Consider the following 18189-nt stretch of genomic DNA (forward strand, 5'->3'; position numbering starts at 1 on the left):
GGCGCTATTTTGCTTAATTTGGCTGATTCTCGGTATCGAATTCTAATATTTGAATGAATAACGAGTATGAGGTTCGTTAGGATTTGCATATCGTGATTATTCCCCCAATAAGATGTCTCGGGTTCGTTAGCATTGGAGAAAGGGCAATTCTATTGTTTGGCGCTAACACGTTGGCTTGGTGCAGCTGGTCAACGTGAAGCGCCTAAGCACATTACAGCTTCTTGACGAGCCATTCGCATAACTTGCAGGTTGCTTTTTCGTCGTTATGTAATGTTTTCTATCACAACCATACAATGAAAGTAAATTGGAAGCGGTTCAACCATTGACGGATATCGGGACGCCCCTTAATATTAGGGGAACAATAAAACACCAACACGGGTCATGGACTTCAGTCGCATGAGAAAAGTCTATATTTGTCTGCTTTTGTCGATCAAAGCAACAATGCGTTGAAGCGTTTGTTTTGTCCCGCCCTATCGTGTCGATGGAATCTCGATAAGGGTAACCAAATTTTATAAGATGGAGAGGGGTTCTCACACATGAAAAAGAAATTTTGGATGTCACTGATGATGGTTGCTTCAATGATCGTTGCAGCAGGTTGCGGAAATAACAGCGGTACAGGCTCGGAATCCGAAGGATCGGGGACTACAACAGGTGGAGGCAGCGAGGAAAAATCATATCAGATTGCCATCTCGCAGATTGTTGAACATCCATCCCTGGATGCAACACGCGAAGGTTTCATCGCAGCCCTGAAGGAAGCAGGCATTGAAGAGAACAAGAACCTCAAAATTGATTACAATAACGCGCAAGGTGATTCGACGAACAACTTGTCCATTGCACAGAAAATCTCGGGTGATTCCAAAAATGATCTCGTACTCGGCATCGCAACACCATCTGCGCTGGCTCTGGCTCAACAAGTGAAGGACAAGCCATTGTTGTTTGCAGCAGTGACAGACCCACTGGGTGCCAAACTGGTGACCGATATGGATAAGCCGGGCGGCAATGTTACAGGTGCATCCGACACGAATCCGGAGGCTATCGTACAATTGGCTGACTTTATCGCTAAAAATCTGCCGGATGTGAAAACGGTGGGCTTGGTCATTAACGAAGGTGAACCAAATGCGGTGGTTATGGCAGATAACGCTGAAAAAGCGCTCGCAACACATAATATCAAGCTGGTGAAAGCACCAGTTACGAATACATCTGAAGTAAAACAGGCTACGGATTCCCTCGTTGGCAAAGTAGATGCCTTCTACATTACACTTGATAATTCTGTCGTGAGTGCGGTGGATACGATCATCCAAACGGCAAACAGTAATAAAATTCCGTTCTTCTCCAGTGATCGGGATACCGTTGAAAAAGGAGCTTTCGCAACCGTTGGCTTCAAATATTATGACCATGGATATCAGGTTGGTGAGATGGCCGCGGACATTCTGAAAAATGGTACGAATCCTGGTGATATGAAAGTCACCGTTCCGGACAAACTGGATCTGATCCTGAACCTGAAAGCGGCTGAAGCCCAAGGTATCACGGTTACGGATGAGATGAAAGCGGAAGTAAAAGACCAGGAAAACAACATTATTCAATAGAATCAATTCATAAATTTAATGAGTTATGAGATTGATTCAATAATCTGACCGGAGTGTAATCCGGCAGTATGGATGCGAGGCGGACGTGCAACGGGTTCGCCTCATTCTTTTCGATAGACAGGGAGGAAGTAGTGTGAGTATAAGCTGGAATTCAATTGAAGGGGCGATCGAGCTGGGGCTTTTATATGCACTGATGGCACTTGGTGTATATATTACGTTCCGCATACTCGATTTTCCTGACCTTACCGTAGACGGAAGTTTTACAACAGGAGGCGCAATCGCGGCGGTTATGATCTCCAATGACTTCTCTCCTTGGCTTGCCTGTTTGGCGGCAATGGCTGGCGGCATGGTGGCTGGGGCTTGTACAGGTCTGCTTCATACCAAAGGCAAAATCAACGGATTATTATCCGGGATTTTGATGATGATCGCGCTCTACTCCATTAATATGCGTATTCTTGGCGCACCGAATAAATCCATTATGGGCATGGATAATCCATTCTCAGGTGAGCATGTCATGGTGTTAATTATCATCGTGGTGCTGGTGTTTAAAATCATGCTCGATCTGTTCATGAAAACAGATGTTGGACTGGCACTCCGCGCGACAGGTGATAACAAACGTATGATTCGCAGCTTTGGTGCAAATACGGATGTGACTACCATTGTAGGTGTCAGCTTATCCAATGGATTGGTTGCACTATCTGGTGCATTCATTGCACAGCAATCAGGTTTTGCAGACATCACGATGGGCATCGGTATGATCGTTATTGGACTGGCTTCCGTCATTATCGGTGAAGCCATTCTTGGAGCAAGAACGGTATTCTGGGCTACACTTGCAGCGATCGTTGGTTCAATCATTTATCGGATTGTGGTCGCGCTTGCGCTTCAAGTGGAATGGTTTGATACATCTGATCTGAAGTTGATCACCGCGGTGATCGTCATTATTGCTCTTGTATTCCCAACGATGCAGCGCTCCATGAAGCAGCGTAGTCTGGCTCGCAAACGAACGGAAGAGTTGATGCGATCCGGGGGTCATCAGGCGAAGGGAGGTATGTGATCATGCTGGAGATTACGCAAGTAACCAAGCTGTTCAACCCAGGTACAACGGATGAGAAGACCGCGCTGGTTGGTGTGAATCTGACGATGAATCCGGGAGACTTTGTGACGGTGATTGGTAGTAACGGGGCCGGTAAATCTACGCTGATGAACATCATTTCGGGTGTGATGAAGCCGGATATGGGCGATGTACTGATCAATGACCGCTCCATCAAAAACCTGCCGGAGCATAAACGCAGCAGCTGGATTGGCCGGGTGTTTCAGGACCCGATGGCAGGAACAGCACCACATATGTCCATTGAAGAGAATATGGCGATGGCATACAAACGTGGCAAAGGACGCGGACTAGGCTTCGGAGTTACCCGTGCCAGACGGGAGATTTTTAACACGCAACTGGAGAAGTTGGGAATTGGACTGGAGAAGCGTCCGAATGCAAAAGTGGGTCTCTTGTCTGGTGGGGAGCGGCAGGCACTTAGCCTGTTAATGGCTACGTTTACCCAGCCGCAAATTTTGCTATTGGATGAGCATACGGCAGCCCTTGACCCATCACGTGCCGAACTGATCACGGAACTAACGGAGACACTTGTGCGTGAGATGAGACTGACTACATTGATGGTGACGCACAATATGGAGCAGGCCATTCGTCTGGGTAACCGTCTGATCATGATGGACAAAGGCCGAATAATTCTGGATGTCAGCGAAGAGCGCAAGCGTACGTTGACTGTCCCTGAGTTGCTTGGTGAATTCGAACGGATTAGCGGCAAAAAAATGGCAGATGATCGTGTCGTGCTGGGTTAAGACAAGGGAACACTTGTTGGAAGAATAGCTATACGTACCGTAATCCACAATCTAAGCCATCTATAAGTTAGACGATAAAAAACCTTTTGCGTTCTCGCAAAGGGTTTTTATGGTATGTTGAACACGTTGAAAAAATGGAATGAATCTATACGATTTCGGATCAGCGAATTATACATAGTAGGAGGAACCAGGCATGTCTTTGCAATTGGATGAAGGGACATATACGGTAACACGGCGAACGGAATCCATTCGTCTACTCGCCAAGGAATTTGCACTGCTGCATTTCCTGTATGAAAACAAGGAAAAAGCCTTCACCCGTAGTCAACTGCTGGATCGGGTATGGCCTTTGGAATATCCGGTTGAACGCACCGTGGACGATCATATCTATCGCCTGCGCAAGAAGCTGAAACGCTGGGACGAGATCCGTCTGGATACAGTACGGGGCTACGGATATCGACTTGCTGTGCATGAGAACAAGTCCGCTCTACCCGCTAGCCCCTCTGCTCAGGACCCAGAAATGCAGGAGGTCATTCACGGATTACTTCGTAAATATCATGTGTTTGGGCAGGGAAACGCCATACAGACCCTGGTTGAACAACAGGAGGCACTTGGCATTCAGATTGCCCCTTATTATCAGTTGTATATCCGTTTTATACAGGGAGATCTGGAATGGCTGATTACAACAAAGGAAATTCCTTTTGAGGAGCGACTATATTGGCTACTAATTTTTGTGCACCCCCTGATCGAACCAGCGGATAGTATTCAGTTGTATGAACAGGCGCTGAATTCAGCTGCATTGTCTGCCGATCAGCTTCGCGAACTCCGCATTCTCAACATCGTTGAAGTCTATGTAGAGGTGGGCCAATATCAACGTGCCAAAGAGCAGCTGGAAGAAACATATCGTGTAATAGAGACTGACGAGCTCAAGAATTTCAGACTGCCTGTAGCACTTGCAGCGTTGTATGTGGAACTGTGGGGTGGCAGCGGTGAAGCTGTTGAGGCCCAGATGGCAGTTCTGCGGTCAGGATTGAAGGATGCCCCGTATCTGCGGGAGATTGGACGTTTTCAGGTGATGGAAGGATTATGGTTACTTCGGCAGGGACGGATTCGTGAGGCAGAGTTAAGAATGGATGACGGTCTGGATGTATTGAAAATGTCGCTGAACGCACCACTATATCTGAATGCTGCATATCAGATTCTCCTATTCCTGGGTCATCATCGAATCGAAGGCAGAATTCGCAGTAAGTATCGTCAAGTGTATGCAGAGATCGGCAAAAGTTACGGTGTACCCGCATATGGACAACAAATTGTAGATGAAATACGTAACTTTTTATCTCCTACCTCCCCATCCTCTGATCTTCCTCTGATATAACGCCCTTATGATTACAGCCAAGGAACATACAGACCGCTAACGGCTGTAATCAAGGGAGGAAGTACATGTATGACCGTCATTTCAAATGAACCCACATCCAATGAATCCACCGAATCACCCGCCTCATCTGCGGAATCTTCCAAAAGCTTATGGACTAACCTCCAGTTTGTCCGCATGTTTATCGCATACTCACTGGCTACGTTTGGAGATTGGTTCGATGCACTCGCCATCCAGGTGATGGTGTCCTACCGCTGGGGCGCCGATCCGCTGATCATTGCACTTATTCCTGTATGTATGGCTGTCCCAGGCATACTGCTGGGCTCCTTTGCAGGTGCCCTGGCTGATCGTCTGCACAAAGTAAAGATCATGATCCTGTGTGACGTGATCACCGTGGGATTAACCGTTGCTATTTTATTCGCACCAAGCCCGGCTTGGCTGCTTCCACTTCTTGCCCTGCGGGCCATGATGGGAGTTTTTCACGTTCCAGCTCAGCAGGCGTTAACCCGCCAGGTGGTGGCAGAGGAGCATCTGTTTCAGGCATCATCCCTAAACGGTTTTGTGAGCCAGTGTTCTAAAGTGGCGGGACCACTTCTGGGTGCAGTCATTTTGGCCATCTTTTCACCACAAATCTGTATTGTCATTAATGCCTGTACCCGCCTGTTGTCGGGTGCGGTATTATGGCCCTTGCGGCGTTTGGTGGAAAAGTCGGAGTCCGTTGAATCAGACGGAAGTACTGCAAGTGAAAAGGATGGATCGGAATCTTTGTTCTCCCAGTGGAAGCAAGGCTGGCGTTTTATACAGAGCAGTCGCACCGTGATGAGTACGATTTTGTTCGGCTGTTTTGGACTCATGGCCATTCTGATGATTGATTATCAGTTTACGACCCTGTTTCGGGAGATCAAGCCAGGTAATGAATCACTGCTCGGATGGTTGGGGTCTTCGGCAGGAGCCGGGGCAGTCGTCACCATTTTGTTGTTAAATCGCTTGCCTAGAATTGGGTATGGGTGGGGACTGGGTGGAGGATATCTGTTCGTGGGTGCCGGAATTGCTGCGCTGGGGTGGATCGGCCCACAAACACCTGAAATTTGGGTTATTATCTGGGGCCTCTGCATTGGGCTGGGTAATGGGCTATTTATGGTAACTCTGAATTATTTGTTGCAAAAGGAAACCCCTCCTGCCTATGTAGGGCGCGTCTTTGGCATTCAAAACTCGTTATCCAGTGTTGTACTGGTTGTAGCTCCACTTGCAGGTGGAGCGCTCATTCGAGTTGCGGGGCCGAGCCCCACCTTTCAATATATCGGTCTCGCTACGCTGGTAATTGGTTTTGCCGGCATACTACTACAGCGCATTTTGTGGGAAGGGAAGCAGCCTCTCGTGTCTGGAGCAAAAAAGACTATTCCGCAGGAATTGGACTGACAGCTTTGACCCGATACCTAACATCATTGTATCCACAGTCAGACAACTAGCCATATTGAAACTTGGGGCTCTCTTAATAGCTAGCTGTTCCTACCATAAAAGAGTGAGGAGATAATCATGGTTTTACCAAAGCCGAGAGAAGCGAACTTACATGTAAATAAGATACGACAAGCGTATCTTCAATATTTTAGGAATTGATGATGCATTACTTGATCCTGATATAGTTCCTTATCCTGAACATGAATAAGAGGAAAGAATCCGTGAATTATGGGTTACTAAACCTTGGAGCAGTGACGCTCAACTATTTTCTTATAAAATGATTGTAAATTCTAAGGAAGAAAAAGTGAGAGATCAATTCCCAAAACTATTCTTAGATGAAGAGTACGTGTTGTTCTGATTGAGCTTGAATATTCAAAGAAACGGTGATCCTCATCGGTATTTTTTTAGTGATTATATCTTGGATCTGGTGTGGAAACCTATAAATATGGATGTTATTTTCTCATATGGATAATAAATTATTATTTTTTATAAAATCCCATAACTTTACACTGAGATAAGGTGTTCTTATTATAATCAGATACATTTAATACATTAATTGTATTTGGTTGTACGTAAATAAACCTAAGAGAGGGGAAAGTGAAAAATGAAGTTGAAGTTGAAGTTTCCTGTAATTCTGTCTTTAGTAGTAGCACTGGTAGGAGGTACCAGCTCAGCTGCTTTTGCTGAAACTGAAAATACAGTTTCGGCCGAGTCTAATGTATCAAGAGCATTTATCGTTGAAGATGGGGTGAAAAAAGAGCTTAATACTGAGCAGTATGATCTTTTAATAAAGGAAAATGAGGAAAAACAACAACTTTTAGAGGCACAGAAAAGTATTATGACTAATAGAATTAATATTGGGGATTTAAAGAGTCGTTCTAATGATGATGATTTGATTACACCATTTGCTTTGATTGATCGAAGTAGATACGTTCAGGCTGGCTTCGTACCTACAGTGTATCGGCAAAATTTAGCTCGCAGAATTTCCGTTCCGGTTTATAATTCTGGGACACAAACTGCCACTAGAACTATCTCCTTTGCGGCTTCACAATCCTTTACGAGTAACGTTAGTTTATCCGCTTCTCATACAAAAAAAGCATTTACTGCAGGGGTATCAGTAGGGGCATCGTGGAGCAACTCATACTCTAACACTGATTCAATTGCTCAACCAATACCTCCAAAAAAATACTCATGGATGCAATATACTCCCAACATGAGTAATTCTTTTGGTACAATGTATGAAGAACTATGGAACTTCGATGGTAAGACCAATGTGAAAATAACTGATGAGACATATTTTCTAGACGTTTATATCGCGAAAAAAGGAAATGCAGGATTGCCTGATGGGCTCTATGTAATAATGGAAACTGATACAGTTCCGAATTAAAACAAATCTATTGATACCAAGGAGGAATGATTATATGAATAAACGGGCAGCTGGTATTACCCTCCTTGTCATCTCTGCCATATTGTTTATTTCGAGAAATAGTACACATTTTATTGTTGCGGCAATTATGGGCCGCAAAGATAATGTTTTAGGTGAGGGTATGTTTGAGTATGCTTTGTCAGTTACTAAATCCTTTTCTTTTGTCCCAGAAATAATTGCACTCTGTCTAGGGATTATTTATCTAGTATGGGCTGAAATGGACAAAAAGAAAGAAGTGCATTGAATAATAAATCATCGTTTTACTCATTCTTAAAGAGCATCCATACGGGTGCTCTTTTTGATCTTAATGATTAAGCTTACTCTCCAAACGGAGAGTAGGATTGATACCTAGATAAAGATCTTCTTCAGAGAAGGTCTTTTTGTTGTACTCGCATTTTCCCTTGTGCTTTCCGAATGTTAACAGAGGGAAAGCGATTAACCTTCCGGCAGGCCGAGCCTCCTGCTTCGCCCTCACCCTCTCGGAAGCCAAGTCGCTCATCCGTTCTATCAAAGGGGCTTCCGGTAGTCACCGAAGGGCGGCTGTTTGCACGTTGCCTTTGTTATACATCGTTGAACGAATCATACTTCCCACCAAGCAAAATAAGCAGTTGAGGCCATCAGTCCACCAACTGAAAGTGATCCGCTGACAGAGAGGTTAATGGCTTGACCCGGAGGAACCACGTAACGGCCGAATTCATTGGACAGAAACGGCCCTGCTTGAAGGGGCATAGCCATCAATGGGGTCGCTCCTGAAGGTGTAGCAGCAGAGAAGCGTACCGTGGCTACGCTGGTATTGCTGCTGGAAAGATTGCTGTTTACCGATGTGAGTGCGGTGGGCGATGTCAGTGTTCCATTAGCGCTCAGACTCATGGAACCACTGAAGGAAGATAACAGATTGAGTGATACCGTGATTCCGCCGGAGAGCCGTGATACGTATAGGGTTTTCCCGCTCCCTGCGGGATTGGCCAATTGTACGGTGGCGATAACCGTTCCTCCCAGCAACCCCAGTGTTGTGGAGTTGGTGGAACCTGCATTGTACAGATTGCCTGTACTGCCAGCATTATTCTCCGGAGGTGCAACAATGCCGGGAGAAATATACGTGTTGGTGTTGGACGTATAGACGGGCTGGCTTAACGGGTTGAATACATTATTGTTCGGCACAGTGTGCACCTCCTTTTATCAGGGTCAAACTCAGATTTCCCACCAGAACAGATTAATGGCTGCGGTCTGATTCCCCGTGCCTACGCTAATGGATAATGTTTGTCCCGGTGGAACAATAATGGAGCCATTCAGATCCAGTGAATACATTCCTGCGGTGAGCGGAATACTTGCGATGCTTGTGAAGGTTCCCCCCAGAGTACCTGTATTTTGTCTTGTGGTAACTACACTGGCGTTGGTATTTCCAAGTAACGTATTGACGGGCACTGGTGTGCTACCGACAGTCACGGTTCCTCCTGAATAGATAACAAGAGTAGCTGCCGCTGTTGTGCCTCCTGTGAGGCTGGATATGCGTATTGTTCGGCCGCTGCCAGCGGCATTCAGGATCTGTAGAAGAAGACTCTGGTTGGAAGGAATTAAGGTATTGTTGGTCGTCAGGGCAAAAAAACTGCCTGCAGCAGCTGCACCACTGTCTGGTGACGCTTCAATGCCCGGGGCTGAGAAGGTATTGGTCAGTTGAGTAAACAGGGGACGATTAGATTGGTTGAATACATTATAGTTGGTCATCTCATCCACCTTCCATAGACCAGTTCATTTGAGCAACATTCCGATTGATTCGTATTTCATTGTACTTGCAGTGTATGTGAAAAGAAGCAAAATGGATTGGGGACTGAGCCGTATATCTGGAAATAACGGCGGTTGCCGTGCCCGTATATCCAATCCGGGCATACGATGCGTAAGCACATTTTTTAAGGGGAAATCGAGATGAGTCGAACAGCGAAGCAAAGCAAGAAGAGAACGAAGCAACCAACTAAATATGTCAGTCGCCGCCGCTCCCGTCATTCCTGCCGCGCTAAATTGCTGAAACCCCCTTGTTCCCGGATTACTCGTCCCCGGTTCAAGCAGGGTGCTTCCTCACGTACGAAACTCCCTGGTGCTATTCATTGTTTTACAGAGCATACGTATGTCGGAGCCGAAACCAGTAGCAGCATGGATTCACTCCCGGCACAAGACACCTCATCACTTAGCATGTATACCTATGGCGTTGTGAATCGGGGCAAACATCCGGCTATTGTACAGATCCAGATCAGCCCCAATGCCGTGGATTATGCTGTGGACAGCCAGGAGGTGGTCGCGGGAGGCCAGACCAAAGCGCTGGTACCATTGCGATTTTTGCACTATACCCGGCTTGCAATTCGATCCGTTGAACCGGATCAGCCGACCCGGCTCGATGTTTACTTTCAGGCGCAGCGTATGCCATAAGGGAGTATGATCTCACAGATTTGACCAGGGAGGAGGACGAGGCACATGCCTAACTTTACAACGTTTAATACGAATCCGGATAATCTGAGAACCTTGATTTTTGGTCAGGATAGTACAGGCACAGCCCAGCCTGTCAGAACGGATACAAGCGGGAACGTGGTTGGTATTATTTTGGACGGAACGATCAGTAACATCTCAGGTCTGACCACGGTTACAATTAACGCCGGAACCATTACCAACATTCTGAACGGAACCATCACGAGTGTGCTTGGAGCGACGATCACGGCAGGTACGATCAACAGTGTGCTTGGGGCCACAGTTACAGCGGGTACATTAACGAACTTGCTAAATGGTACGATCACGAGTGTATTGGGAGCAACGATCACAGCGGGAACGATTACAAGTGTACTCGGGGCAACCGTAACAGCAGGAACGCTGACAAACTTGTTGAACGGTACAATCACGAGTGTGCTCGGAGCCACGGTGACCGCCGGAACATTGACGAACTTACTGAATGGTACGATCACAAGTGTATTGGGAGCAACGATTACCGCCGGAACGATCACGAGTGTGCTTGGGGCCACGGTGACCGCAGGAACATTGACGAACTTGCTGAATGGTACGATTACAAGTGTATTGGGAGCAACGATTACCGCCGGAACGATCACGAGTGTGCTCGGGGCCACGGTGACCGCAGGAACACTGACAAACTTGCTGAATGGTACGATTACAAGTGTATTGGGAGCGACGATTACGGCGGGAACGATCACGAGTGTGCTCGGAGCCACGATTACAGCAGGTACCATCACAGGTATACTCGGAGCGACAATTACAGCAGGAACACTGACGAACCTGTTGAACGGAACCATTACCAGTGTGCTCGGGGCCACGGTGACCGCAGGAACGTTGACGAACTTGCTGAATGGTACGATCACGAGTGTATTGGGAGCAACGATTACCGCAGGAACACTGACAAACTTATTGAACGGAACCATTACAAGCGTACTTGGCGCAACGGTAACTGCAGGGACGTTGACAAACCTGCTAAATGGTACAATCACCAGCGTGCTCGGTGCTACAATTACCGCGGGAACACTTAGCAGTGTGACGTCCATTTCACAGAAGAGTTTTCAGGAGTCCCAACTCATAAGCACCCCGACCGCCAACACCTTCACAGCGCTCCCGGCGGTTACGACCAGTGTATTTGGCACGTATTCTTTCTTTGTATATAACCGGGGGCCGGGTGTAAACCGGGTAGATGCTCTTGTTGAGATTAGCGCCAACGGAACGAACTGGTACACGGATGTAACGACGGTAACGGGCATTTTGTCCGGGTCAGTCGATGTATTGGTACCTCAGCGTTTTCTCAAATACACGCGTCTTTCCTACCGCTCCAGCCTAATCGGCGCACCAAGCACGATTGATGTGTTCTTCAATGGACAAGGCACATAACCCATTTATTTGTCATATAGGTACATGGAGTTCCTTTGGTGGACTTCATGTACTTTTTTGTATTGGAGGTGGTTGGATTTGAAGAACCGTTTACTTGGAATTCATATGATTGTGCAAAATGAAGAACATCACCTGCCCCGCTGTCTCGACAGCTTAAAGCATATCAGCACGGAATGTTTTATCACCGATACTGGCTCATCTGACCGTACACCCGAGATCGCCAGAACGTATGGAGCAACGGTGTTGCACGCCTGTTGGGAAGATGACTTTGCCTATGCACGAAATATCAGCCTGCCTCTGGCGAGCACGGAATGGGTCCTGTGTTTGGATGCGGATGAGTACGTTACGCAGGGATTGGAAGAACTGCTGAATTATTTACCTAAAGTCCATAAAAGCATTTCAAGATTACGTATTACCATAGAGAATCGATACGGTGAAGGGGTGGAAGAGAGGGTAATCTCCCAGCCGGTGAGACTATTCCGTGCTCATCAAGGATATCGATACAAGGGGCGTATTCATGAGCAATTGGTTCGTAGTGGCCCAAGGGAGCTTGTCCAAGAAGTGGCTGGTGATATGGATAAGAGCGAGACCTGTACAGGAGAACAAAGCCAATTGATCGAGACTGAACCGCTTGCTCCATTATGTCTGATTCATGATGGATATCTGGCTTCAACGATTGCGCAAGAGCATAAGCCAAGACGTAATTTGAAACTGATTGAGCGTGAATTACAGGATGACCCGAAACATCCTTTTCACCTGTACAATCTGGGAGTAACGTATTGCCAGCTTGGTGAGGTTGAAAAGGCAATTGAAGCGTTCAGTGAATCATTACACCTGACAGAGTTGCTCGCACCATATCGACCTACACTGGTTAGAGATTATGCAAAGACCCTTGTGGGATCGGAACGTTACGACGAGGCGCATGCAATTCTGGCTGTGGAAAGACAGCGTTATCCATCTTATGCTGATCTGCACCTGTTGTATGGGGAGACGTTGGAGCTGCAAGGTTTGGAGGAGCGTGCATATCAATCGTATGCTCGAGCAACGGACTGTCGGGAGGGAATAGACCGTGTTGGACACAGTGATGGCGGTAGCACGTTAGACGCGTCATATGTAACGGAAGCGGGTTCTAACAGTTACAGAGCCTATACTGCGATGGCAAGACTTGCACAGAAACGGGGATTCTATAAAGAGTCTGCACATCTGTACGGGCTGGCTCTGGACAGCATGTTCACATATGCTCCTTCATGGGCCGGGTTGGCAGACGTGCTACAACAATCCGGTGAAACGGATGAGAACATAGCAGAAACATTACTTTCCAGAAGCAGAGGAATGGGAGAGTCAGATCACGGTGATTTGATTCGTGGTGAAATGCCCCATTCATATGCAGTGACAAATGAGGATCATCTGGTGCAAATGATTTATGTTCTAACAGGCTGTGGAGCATATGAACAGGCATTGAAAATGCTGGATGCAGATTCGTGTACTGCTCGTATCCATGTAGCGGATCAAATACATTGGATGTTGTGTGCGAATAGGGTTTCCGAAGCACTGCAACTGGCAGAAGAACACTGGAGCGTGGGGTGTGTGCATGAAGTCAATCTGCTGGCTGGGCACAGAATGGATTGGGCACTGGCTTGTTGGGCCAACGGATTAAGATTATCCGAGGCGTTCCTCGCAACTACGCTTCCACAAGAAAAGAACGTTTGGAAGGTCATGGATCGACTGCTGGATCAGCTATCGAAAGAGCCGCGAAGCATGGAACCTGCGTCACAAGAACAGAAGCTTATTCAATGGGGTCCGCAGGCAGAAATGGTAGCAGAGAAGGTTGTGCAGCAAGCCGTAAAGATAGGACAGCTCACACTTGCTGAGCAACTGCATGAGTTGCGGGCCATGATGATGTGTGATCATTGGGGAACGACTTTAACTCGAAGGCGAAAGTTTGCAAGTCTGCTGTATCGTCACGGGTATACCATGGTAGCCGCGAACATCCTGATTCAGTGCATGACCGAGAGTGAACTGGATGCCGAAGGGTTATTCTGGTTGGGTGAAACGCTGTATGCAAAAGGCCACAACGATCAAGCGCTGTCTCTGTTCGAGCAGGCTCTGGAGCGGGAGCCTGATATGTGGCAGGCCCGAGTTGGAGCAGCTGTATGTTACATGCGATTGGCAATGGAGGCGATTCGGCAGGAATTGGTTCGATCTCCTTCTTCAGGTGTACTCGCTGCACAACATAATGCACTGGAACAAAGGCTGCGAACGACCGATGGTATGCCGTGGCGTACGCTTTTCCATGCAAAGGAAAGGAGGAATCAGCTTGCGAGCGGAACGAATTTCCCTATGCATGATCGTGAAGGATGAGGAAGAGTTGCTGCCTCATTGTCTTGCCAGTGTCCAGGGAGCGGTGGACGAAATTATTGTGGTGGACACCGGTTCATCGGATCGCAGCGCGGAGATTGCGCAGCAATATGGCGCGTTGGTTGTGCGATTTGAGTGGTGCGATGATTTTGCCGCAGCACGGAATGCTGGCCTGGAGCGCGCTTCCGGCGACTGGATTCTCTTTCTTGATGCGGACGAGGCGCTCGATAGGGCTGCGCGGGAGCAGATCAGGAGCTGGACGTCGGTCAGCGGATGTGACGGATTGTTTTTAAACATTCATAACTATACAGGTACGGGTCAGCAGGGGGTTACAGTGAATCCGGTTTTGCGTCTCTTCCGTAATGCCCCGGAGCATCGGTTCGAAGGTCGAATTCATGAGCAGATTGCGGCGGCGATCTGTCGTGGGAATCCAGAGGCTGCATTTCATGTGACGGACATGGTCATCCATCATTATGGGTATCAGACGGCGATTGTGGAGCGCAAAGATAAGGTGAACCGTAATGTTCGCCTGCTGCAACAGGCAGTGGAGGAAGAACCAGATCAGCCGTTCCATCACTATAATCTGGGTGTCGAGTATCTGCGTGTGGGGGAAGCGGAGCGGGCGTTGGAGACGTTTGGTGTGGCTCGGATGGGGATTGATCCTGCGGTGACCAGTTACGCGCATTTGCTGTTCAAATATGAAGTTCGTTGTCTCCAGCATCTGAATCGCTGGCAGGAGGCATTAGATCGCATTGATGCTGCGCTTGAACTCTTTCCAGAGTACACGGATCTGATGCACCATCGCGGGGTATGTGCAGACGCCTTGGGTGATGCAGATCGGGCAGAATATTCGCTGCGTGAAGCTGTCCGTATGGGACCACCTCCACCCATATATCATACGGAAGAAGGCATCGGCACCTATCAGACGTGGTATACGTTAGGACGATTACTGGAAGGAAGGGCAGATCTGGAGGGTGCGGTAGATGCTTACGTGGAAGCGGTACGTGCCAAATCCAGTCTGTTACCGCCGCTCTATCGGATATTCCGAATTATGCGAGTCTCCGGGCAGGAACATCAGATTCCAGAGCTGGTGAGGGAGCGCTTTGCACTCAGTTCGGAAGAGGCTACACACAAAGTATTGGGTATTCTGGAGCAATCTCGTTGTTATGATGCGGCTCTGCAATTGTTATCGGGTATATCCTCACAACCCTCCGCAGAGATGAGGGAGCGTTTATCTGTGGCGGAGTCGATGCTCCAAATCCAACAGGGAAGATGGAACAAGGCGCGTCTGAAATTGGAACCTGTGCAGCGGAAAAAAGGGCTACTCGCGATCTCGTCTGCACGATGGCTCGAACGTTTGGAGTGGATCGAGGGGAAGAAAGCCAACGGAGATGATCCATTGACCTTGTGGTTGAAGCGTAGTTCTCAGGCTGGGGCAGTAACGAATAAGGAACCTGCTGTGCAGACAGGACGAATTGCTGGTCTGAGAGCGACAAAGAAGAAGGACACGGACTCCGGTATGGACGGAACGGTTGCAGGAGCAGAGTATGATGGCTGGCAGGCGCTCGGACTGATGATGGAAGGATGTGTACAGTCAGGGAGATGGAAAGAGCTGCATAGCCTAATTCAGATGTGTCGACAGCAATTGGCTGGAGAAGGATTATCGGTGGAACAGAGCGTTCGAATGGGAGAGAAGGAGAAAGAGATGGAAGGGAAAAAGGAAAACGGGAAGGTGAGTGACATTGATTCGTTCCCTGGGGCTTCGGATACCCTGACGGGAACAAGCTGGCTGGTGAAAGGATTGGTCAGTGCTGCGGACCATCATCTGGAGGTGTTCGCTCAGCATGCAGATGGACAGCGGCACCGTTGTTGGCCTGTCGTTCAGCATATTCGGCTGGAGTTGCCGGGAGCGGACGGGTTTGAGAGCTGAGAGGGGATCAGGCAGGTCCGGGGTCAAACTTAAATCAGCAGGCTAATGGGTGGGGTGAACTCCGTTGGTGAGGGGTGGTGATGAATATGGGCATAGGGATTAGCTTGTGTATGATCGTGAAGGATGAAGCGGTGTCACTCCAGCGGTGCTTGAATGCAGTCAGGGATGTTGTGGATGAGATCATCATCGTGGATACCGGATCGGTGGATAATACAATCGGAATTGCGCGTCTCCATGGGGCCATTGTAATTCGTACGGAATGGAATGGAGATTTCAGTGAAGCCCGTAATCTGTCGCTGGCCGCTGCTACGAATCCTTGGATTCTGGTGCTTGATGCGGATGAGGTATGGGTACAGACCCCTCAGATGAAGACAGAACTCATGCGGTTGTTAGCAGCAAGCAGGGATGACGTGTGGGGATACTGGATACAGGTCACAAGTCTGTTGGGTGTGTCCGGTGAAGAGCGTGTGACGGATGCGGTGTGTCGCTTGTTCCGAAATGATCCCCGAATTGCCTTTCAGGGTAGAATTCATGAAGAGATCGCTTCGTCCATCATGGCACTGACTCCGCAAGGTGTGCTTCATTCTGGACTTGAAGTCATTCATTACGGATATCTGGAGCAGGCGATTACCGCCAAAAATAAAGGTGCACGCAACATGCAGTTGATACGTTCCGCGTTGAATCAGGAGGGAGATCAACCGGAGCTGTTATATGCTCTGGCCGCCGAATGGTTTCAGCAAGCGAAGTATGACGAAGCACTCCGGTTGTTGCAGCCATTATTGGCACAGCTTACGCCGGAGTGTGGATATCACTCGGATCTGGTGCTGAAAACGGCTTACGCCTGGCGAGAGATTGGCAGTCCAGAACGGGCGCTTGCTGTGGTGGAAGCATGGGCGCCCGTGTATGAGGATTTCCCGGATTTGTTGGAGCTTGGTGCTGTCCTAGAACTGGATCAAGGGAGAGAGAATGTGGCCTTGAACTGGTTAAATCAGGCTAAATCAGCTGCTTCCACAGCCAGCAGGTATACATCAGTCTCTGGTGCTGGGACCTATCGTAGCCTGACGCTGGAAGGCATGGCATATGAGCGGGCTGGCCGTTGGGCAGAGGCAGAAACCGCATACACGGCGGCGCTGAGCATGCAACCCGGCAGCATGGCTGCATGGCAGCGGCTGTTGTTGCTGGCCGCAGCCACAGGGCGGCCGCATGCCATCGCCAGCGTCGCAGCCCGGGTAAGCTTGCCGCCTGCGGCATGGCAAGCGTTGATCCCGGCCGCGCTTGCCGCGCATCGGCCGGAGTGGCTGCTACGCCATGCGGCGGCGCTGGCTGGCCCGCTGCGGGCACAGCCGCTGGCCGCCGGGCTTGCGCTGGCCCAGGCCTGGGCGAGAACGCCGCGGCTCGGGCGGCTTTGCAGCCCTGCGCGGCGCATGCGCAGCACGGGCCAGAGGCGGCCCTGGCGCTGTGGGCGCTGGGCCACAAGCAGCCCGGCGGGCGCAACGCCCGAGCGGCGGCTCGCCATGCGGCAGCGCTGCCCGCAGCGGCCCACGCCGCCGAGGCGCTGCTGCTGCGCGGTGCCACGGCCGGCAGCAGTGGCCTGGCGTGCAGCCCGCCCCGCGGCGCAGCGCCAGGCGGCCCGACCGCGCCTGCGCCGGGCGGCGTGCTCGCGGCTGCGCAAGCGCTCGCCGGCGTAGGCGCCTGGGCCGCATGGCTGCGCCTGCTGCAAGCCCTGCCGCCTCGCGGCGCGCTGGCGTTGCTCGCAGCGCTTCCGCCTGCGGCACGCTGCGGGTTGCTGCGCGCACCCGCTAGCGTCCGCGAAGGGCTGCTTGCGCTATGCGGCACGCCTGACGGCGCGCAGCAGCCCCACGCGGACGAAGTGCCCGCCCCGGAGCGTACCGCTTACGCGCTCCTCGCGGGCACGCTCGCGCTGCTCGCCGGGCGGCAGAACCTGGCGCGTGAATGGGCCAAATCGGCCCAACTCACTGCGCGGCAACCTGCCGCCACAGGTCGCCCGGCGACGACAATCCCGCCGGGCCTGCAAACCCTGTTGCGCCTGACAGCACCCGGCGCAGCCTATGCCAAAGAGTACACCAACCAGTGCAACATGTTACTGGTACACCTATAATTTCCTTTAATCTTTAATCTTTAATCTTTAATCTTTAATCCTTAATCACTAATCTCTTATTTCTAGTCTCTAGTCCCCAACCTCCAACCCCTGTACATCCCCACATATTCCCGCACTAGCCCATCCGATTGAAATTGCAAAAGAGCAACGGAGCTACCGGTAATCGGAGTATTGCCCGAACCGTGTATTGTTCCGTTGCTAATGGGTGAAGCCCTTAAG

General features: G+C 49.6%; 15 protein-coding genes. 13 read left to right on the forward strand and 2 right to left on the reverse strand.

All coding sequences use genetic code 11. The annotated features are described in order from the left end of the window. The first annotated feature begins 536 nt into the window (after positions 1–536). The 7 genes from MHB71_RS26860 (at position 537) to MHB71_RS26890 (ending at position 7934) form a co-directional block, all read left to right on the forward strand. Positions 537–1586 carry an ABC transporter substrate-binding protein gene (locus tag MHB71_RS26860; protein WP_074092683.1) on the forward strand — a complete coding sequence of 350 codons (1050 nt, stop codon included), beginning with the start codon at positions 537–539 and terminating at the stop codon, positions 1584–1586. Between the two features lie 133 nt (positions 1587–1719). Further along, on the forward strand, positions 1720–2640 hold the full coding sequence (locus tag MHB71_RS26865; RefSeq protein ID WP_017691724.1) for an ABC transporter permease: 921 nt from the start codon (positions 1720–1722) through the stop codon (positions 2638–2640). Positions 2641–2642: 2 nt separating this feature from the next. Next, entirely contained in the window at positions 2643–3437 is a 795-nt protein-coding gene (locus tag MHB71_RS26870; protein ID WP_036606660.1) for an ATP-binding cassette domain-containing protein, read from the forward strand. 193 nt (positions 3438–3630) lie between these two features. After that, the gene (locus MHB71_RS26875) at positions 3631–4809 is read left to right on the forward strand and encodes a winged helix-turn-helix domain-containing protein (protein ID WP_076320091.1); all 1179 of its coding nucleotides are present in this window, start codon (positions 3631–3633) and stop codon (positions 4807–4809) included. A gap of 69 nt (positions 4810–4878) precedes the next feature. Beyond that, positions 4879–6225: an MFS transporter gene (locus MHB71_RS26880; RefSeq protein ID WP_083669954.1), complete on the forward strand. Its 1347-nt coding sequence runs from the start codon at positions 4879–4881 to the stop codon at positions 6223–6225. Between the two features lie 643 nt (positions 6226–6868). Next, positions 6869–7651: a hypothetical protein gene (locus MHB71_RS26885; protein WP_076320090.1), complete on the forward strand. Its 783-nt coding sequence runs from the start codon at positions 6869–6871 to the stop codon at positions 7649–7651. 34 nt (positions 7652–7685) lie between these two features. Beyond that, the gene (locus MHB71_RS26890) at positions 7686–7934 is read left to right on the forward strand and encodes a hypothetical protein (protein WP_076320089.1); all 249 of its coding nucleotides are present in this window, start codon (positions 7686–7688) and stop codon (positions 7932–7934) included. Positions 7935–8269: 335 nt separating this feature from the next. On the opposite strand, the gene MHB71_RS26895 is transcribed toward MHB71_RS26890, so the two are convergent. Together MHB71_RS26895 and MHB71_RS26900 are read right to left on the reverse strand one after the other, a co-directional pair. Beyond that, positions 8270–8851, reverse strand: a complete 582-nt coding sequence (locus tag MHB71_RS26895) for a hypothetical protein (RefSeq protein WP_076320338.1) — start codon at positions 8849–8851, stop codon at positions 8270–8272. 30 nt (positions 8852–8881) lie between these two features. After that, positions 8882–9415 carry a hypothetical protein gene (locus MHB71_RS26900; RefSeq protein ID WP_036606670.1) on the reverse strand — a complete coding sequence of 178 codons (534 nt, stop codon included), beginning with the start codon at positions 9413–9415 and terminating at the stop codon, positions 8882–8884. A 198-nt stretch (positions 9416–9613) separates the two neighbouring features. Here MHB71_RS26900 and MHB71_RS26905 point away from each other — a divergent pair, with 198 nt between their 5' ends. The 6 genes from MHB71_RS26905 to MHB71_RS26930 all read left to right on the forward strand — a co-directional run bounded on the left by MHB71_RS26905 (position 9614) and on the right by MHB71_RS26930 (position 17970). Next, complete coding sequence (locus MHB71_RS26905) at positions 9614–10111, forward strand: DUF6385 domain-containing protein (RefSeq protein WP_036606672.1); 498 nt, start codon at positions 9614–9616, stop codon at positions 10109–10111. A gap of 45 nt (positions 10112–10156) precedes the next feature. Then, positions 10157–11563, forward strand: a complete 1407-nt coding sequence (locus tag MHB71_RS26910) for a DUF6385 domain-containing protein (RefSeq protein WP_235200712.1) — start codon at positions 10157–10159, stop codon at positions 11561–11563. 78 nt (positions 11564–11641) lie between these two features. After that, complete coding sequence (locus MHB71_RS26915; RefSeq protein ID WP_076320337.1) at positions 11642–13924, forward strand: glycosyltransferase; 2283 nt, start codon at positions 11642–11644, stop codon at positions 13922–13924. After that, entirely contained in the window at positions 13881–15851 is a 1971-nt protein-coding gene (locus tag MHB71_RS26920; RefSeq protein WP_179088728.1) for a glycosyltransferase, read from the forward strand. Before MHB71_RS26915 ends, MHB71_RS26920 begins: the two co-directional genes overlap by 44 nt. 80 nt (positions 15852–15931) lie before the next feature. Beyond that, on the forward strand, positions 15932–17539 hold the full coding sequence (locus MHB71_RS26925; RefSeq protein WP_340028140.1) for a glycosyltransferase: 1608 nt from the start codon (positions 15932–15934) through the stop codon (positions 17537–17539). Next, positions 17506–17970: a hypothetical protein gene (locus tag MHB71_RS26930; RefSeq protein ID WP_340028141.1), complete on the forward strand. Its 465-nt coding sequence runs from the start codon at positions 17506–17508 to the stop codon at positions 17968–17970. Before MHB71_RS26925 ends, MHB71_RS26930 begins: the two co-directional genes overlap by 34 nt. Positions 17971–18189 lie beyond the last annotated feature (219 nt).

This window comes from Paenibacillus sp. FSL H7-0940, from assembly GCF_037979415.1.
In the GTDB taxonomy this organism is placed as follows: domain Bacteria; phylum Bacillota; class Bacilli; order Paenibacillales; family Paenibacillaceae; genus Paenibacillus; species Paenibacillus amylolyticus.

Coding starts and splice junctions, on each gene's coding strand:
- MHB71_RS26885 (WP_076320090.1), top strand. CDS start 6,869: ATGAAGTTGAAGTTGAAGTTTCCTGTAATTCTGTCTTTAGTAGTAGCA.
- MHB71_RS26925 (WP_340028140.1), top strand. CDS start 15,932: ATGAATATGGGCATAGGGATTAGCTTGTGTATGATCGTGAAGGATGAA.
- MHB71_RS26890 (WP_076320089.1), top strand. CDS start 7,686: ATGAATAAACGGGCAGCTGGTATTACCCTCCTTGTCATCTCTGCCATA.
- MHB71_RS26860 (WP_074092683.1), top strand. CDS start 537: ATGAAAAAGAAATTTTGGATGTCACTGATGATGGTTGCTTCAATGATC.
- MHB71_RS26875 (WP_076320091.1), top strand. CDS start 3,631: ATGTCTTTGCAATTGGATGAAGGGACATATACGGTAACACGGCGAACG.
- MHB71_RS26900 (WP_036606670.1), bottom strand. CDS start 9,415: ATGACCAACTATAATGTATTCAACCAATCTAATCGTCCCCTGTTTACT.
- MHB71_RS26870 (WP_036606660.1), top strand. CDS start 2,643: ATGCTGGAGATTACGCAAGTAACCAAGCTGTTCAACCCAGGTACAACG.
- MHB71_RS26910 (WP_235200712.1), top strand. CDS start 10,157: ATGCCTAACTTTACAACGTTTAATACGAATCCGGATAATCTGAGAACC.
- MHB71_RS26880 (WP_083669954.1), top strand. CDS start 4,879: ATGACCGTCATTTCAAATGAACCCACATCCAATGAATCCACCGAATCA.
- MHB71_RS26905 (WP_036606672.1), top strand. CDS start 9,614: ATGAGTCGAACAGCGAAGCAAAGCAAGAAGAGAACGAAGCAACCAACT.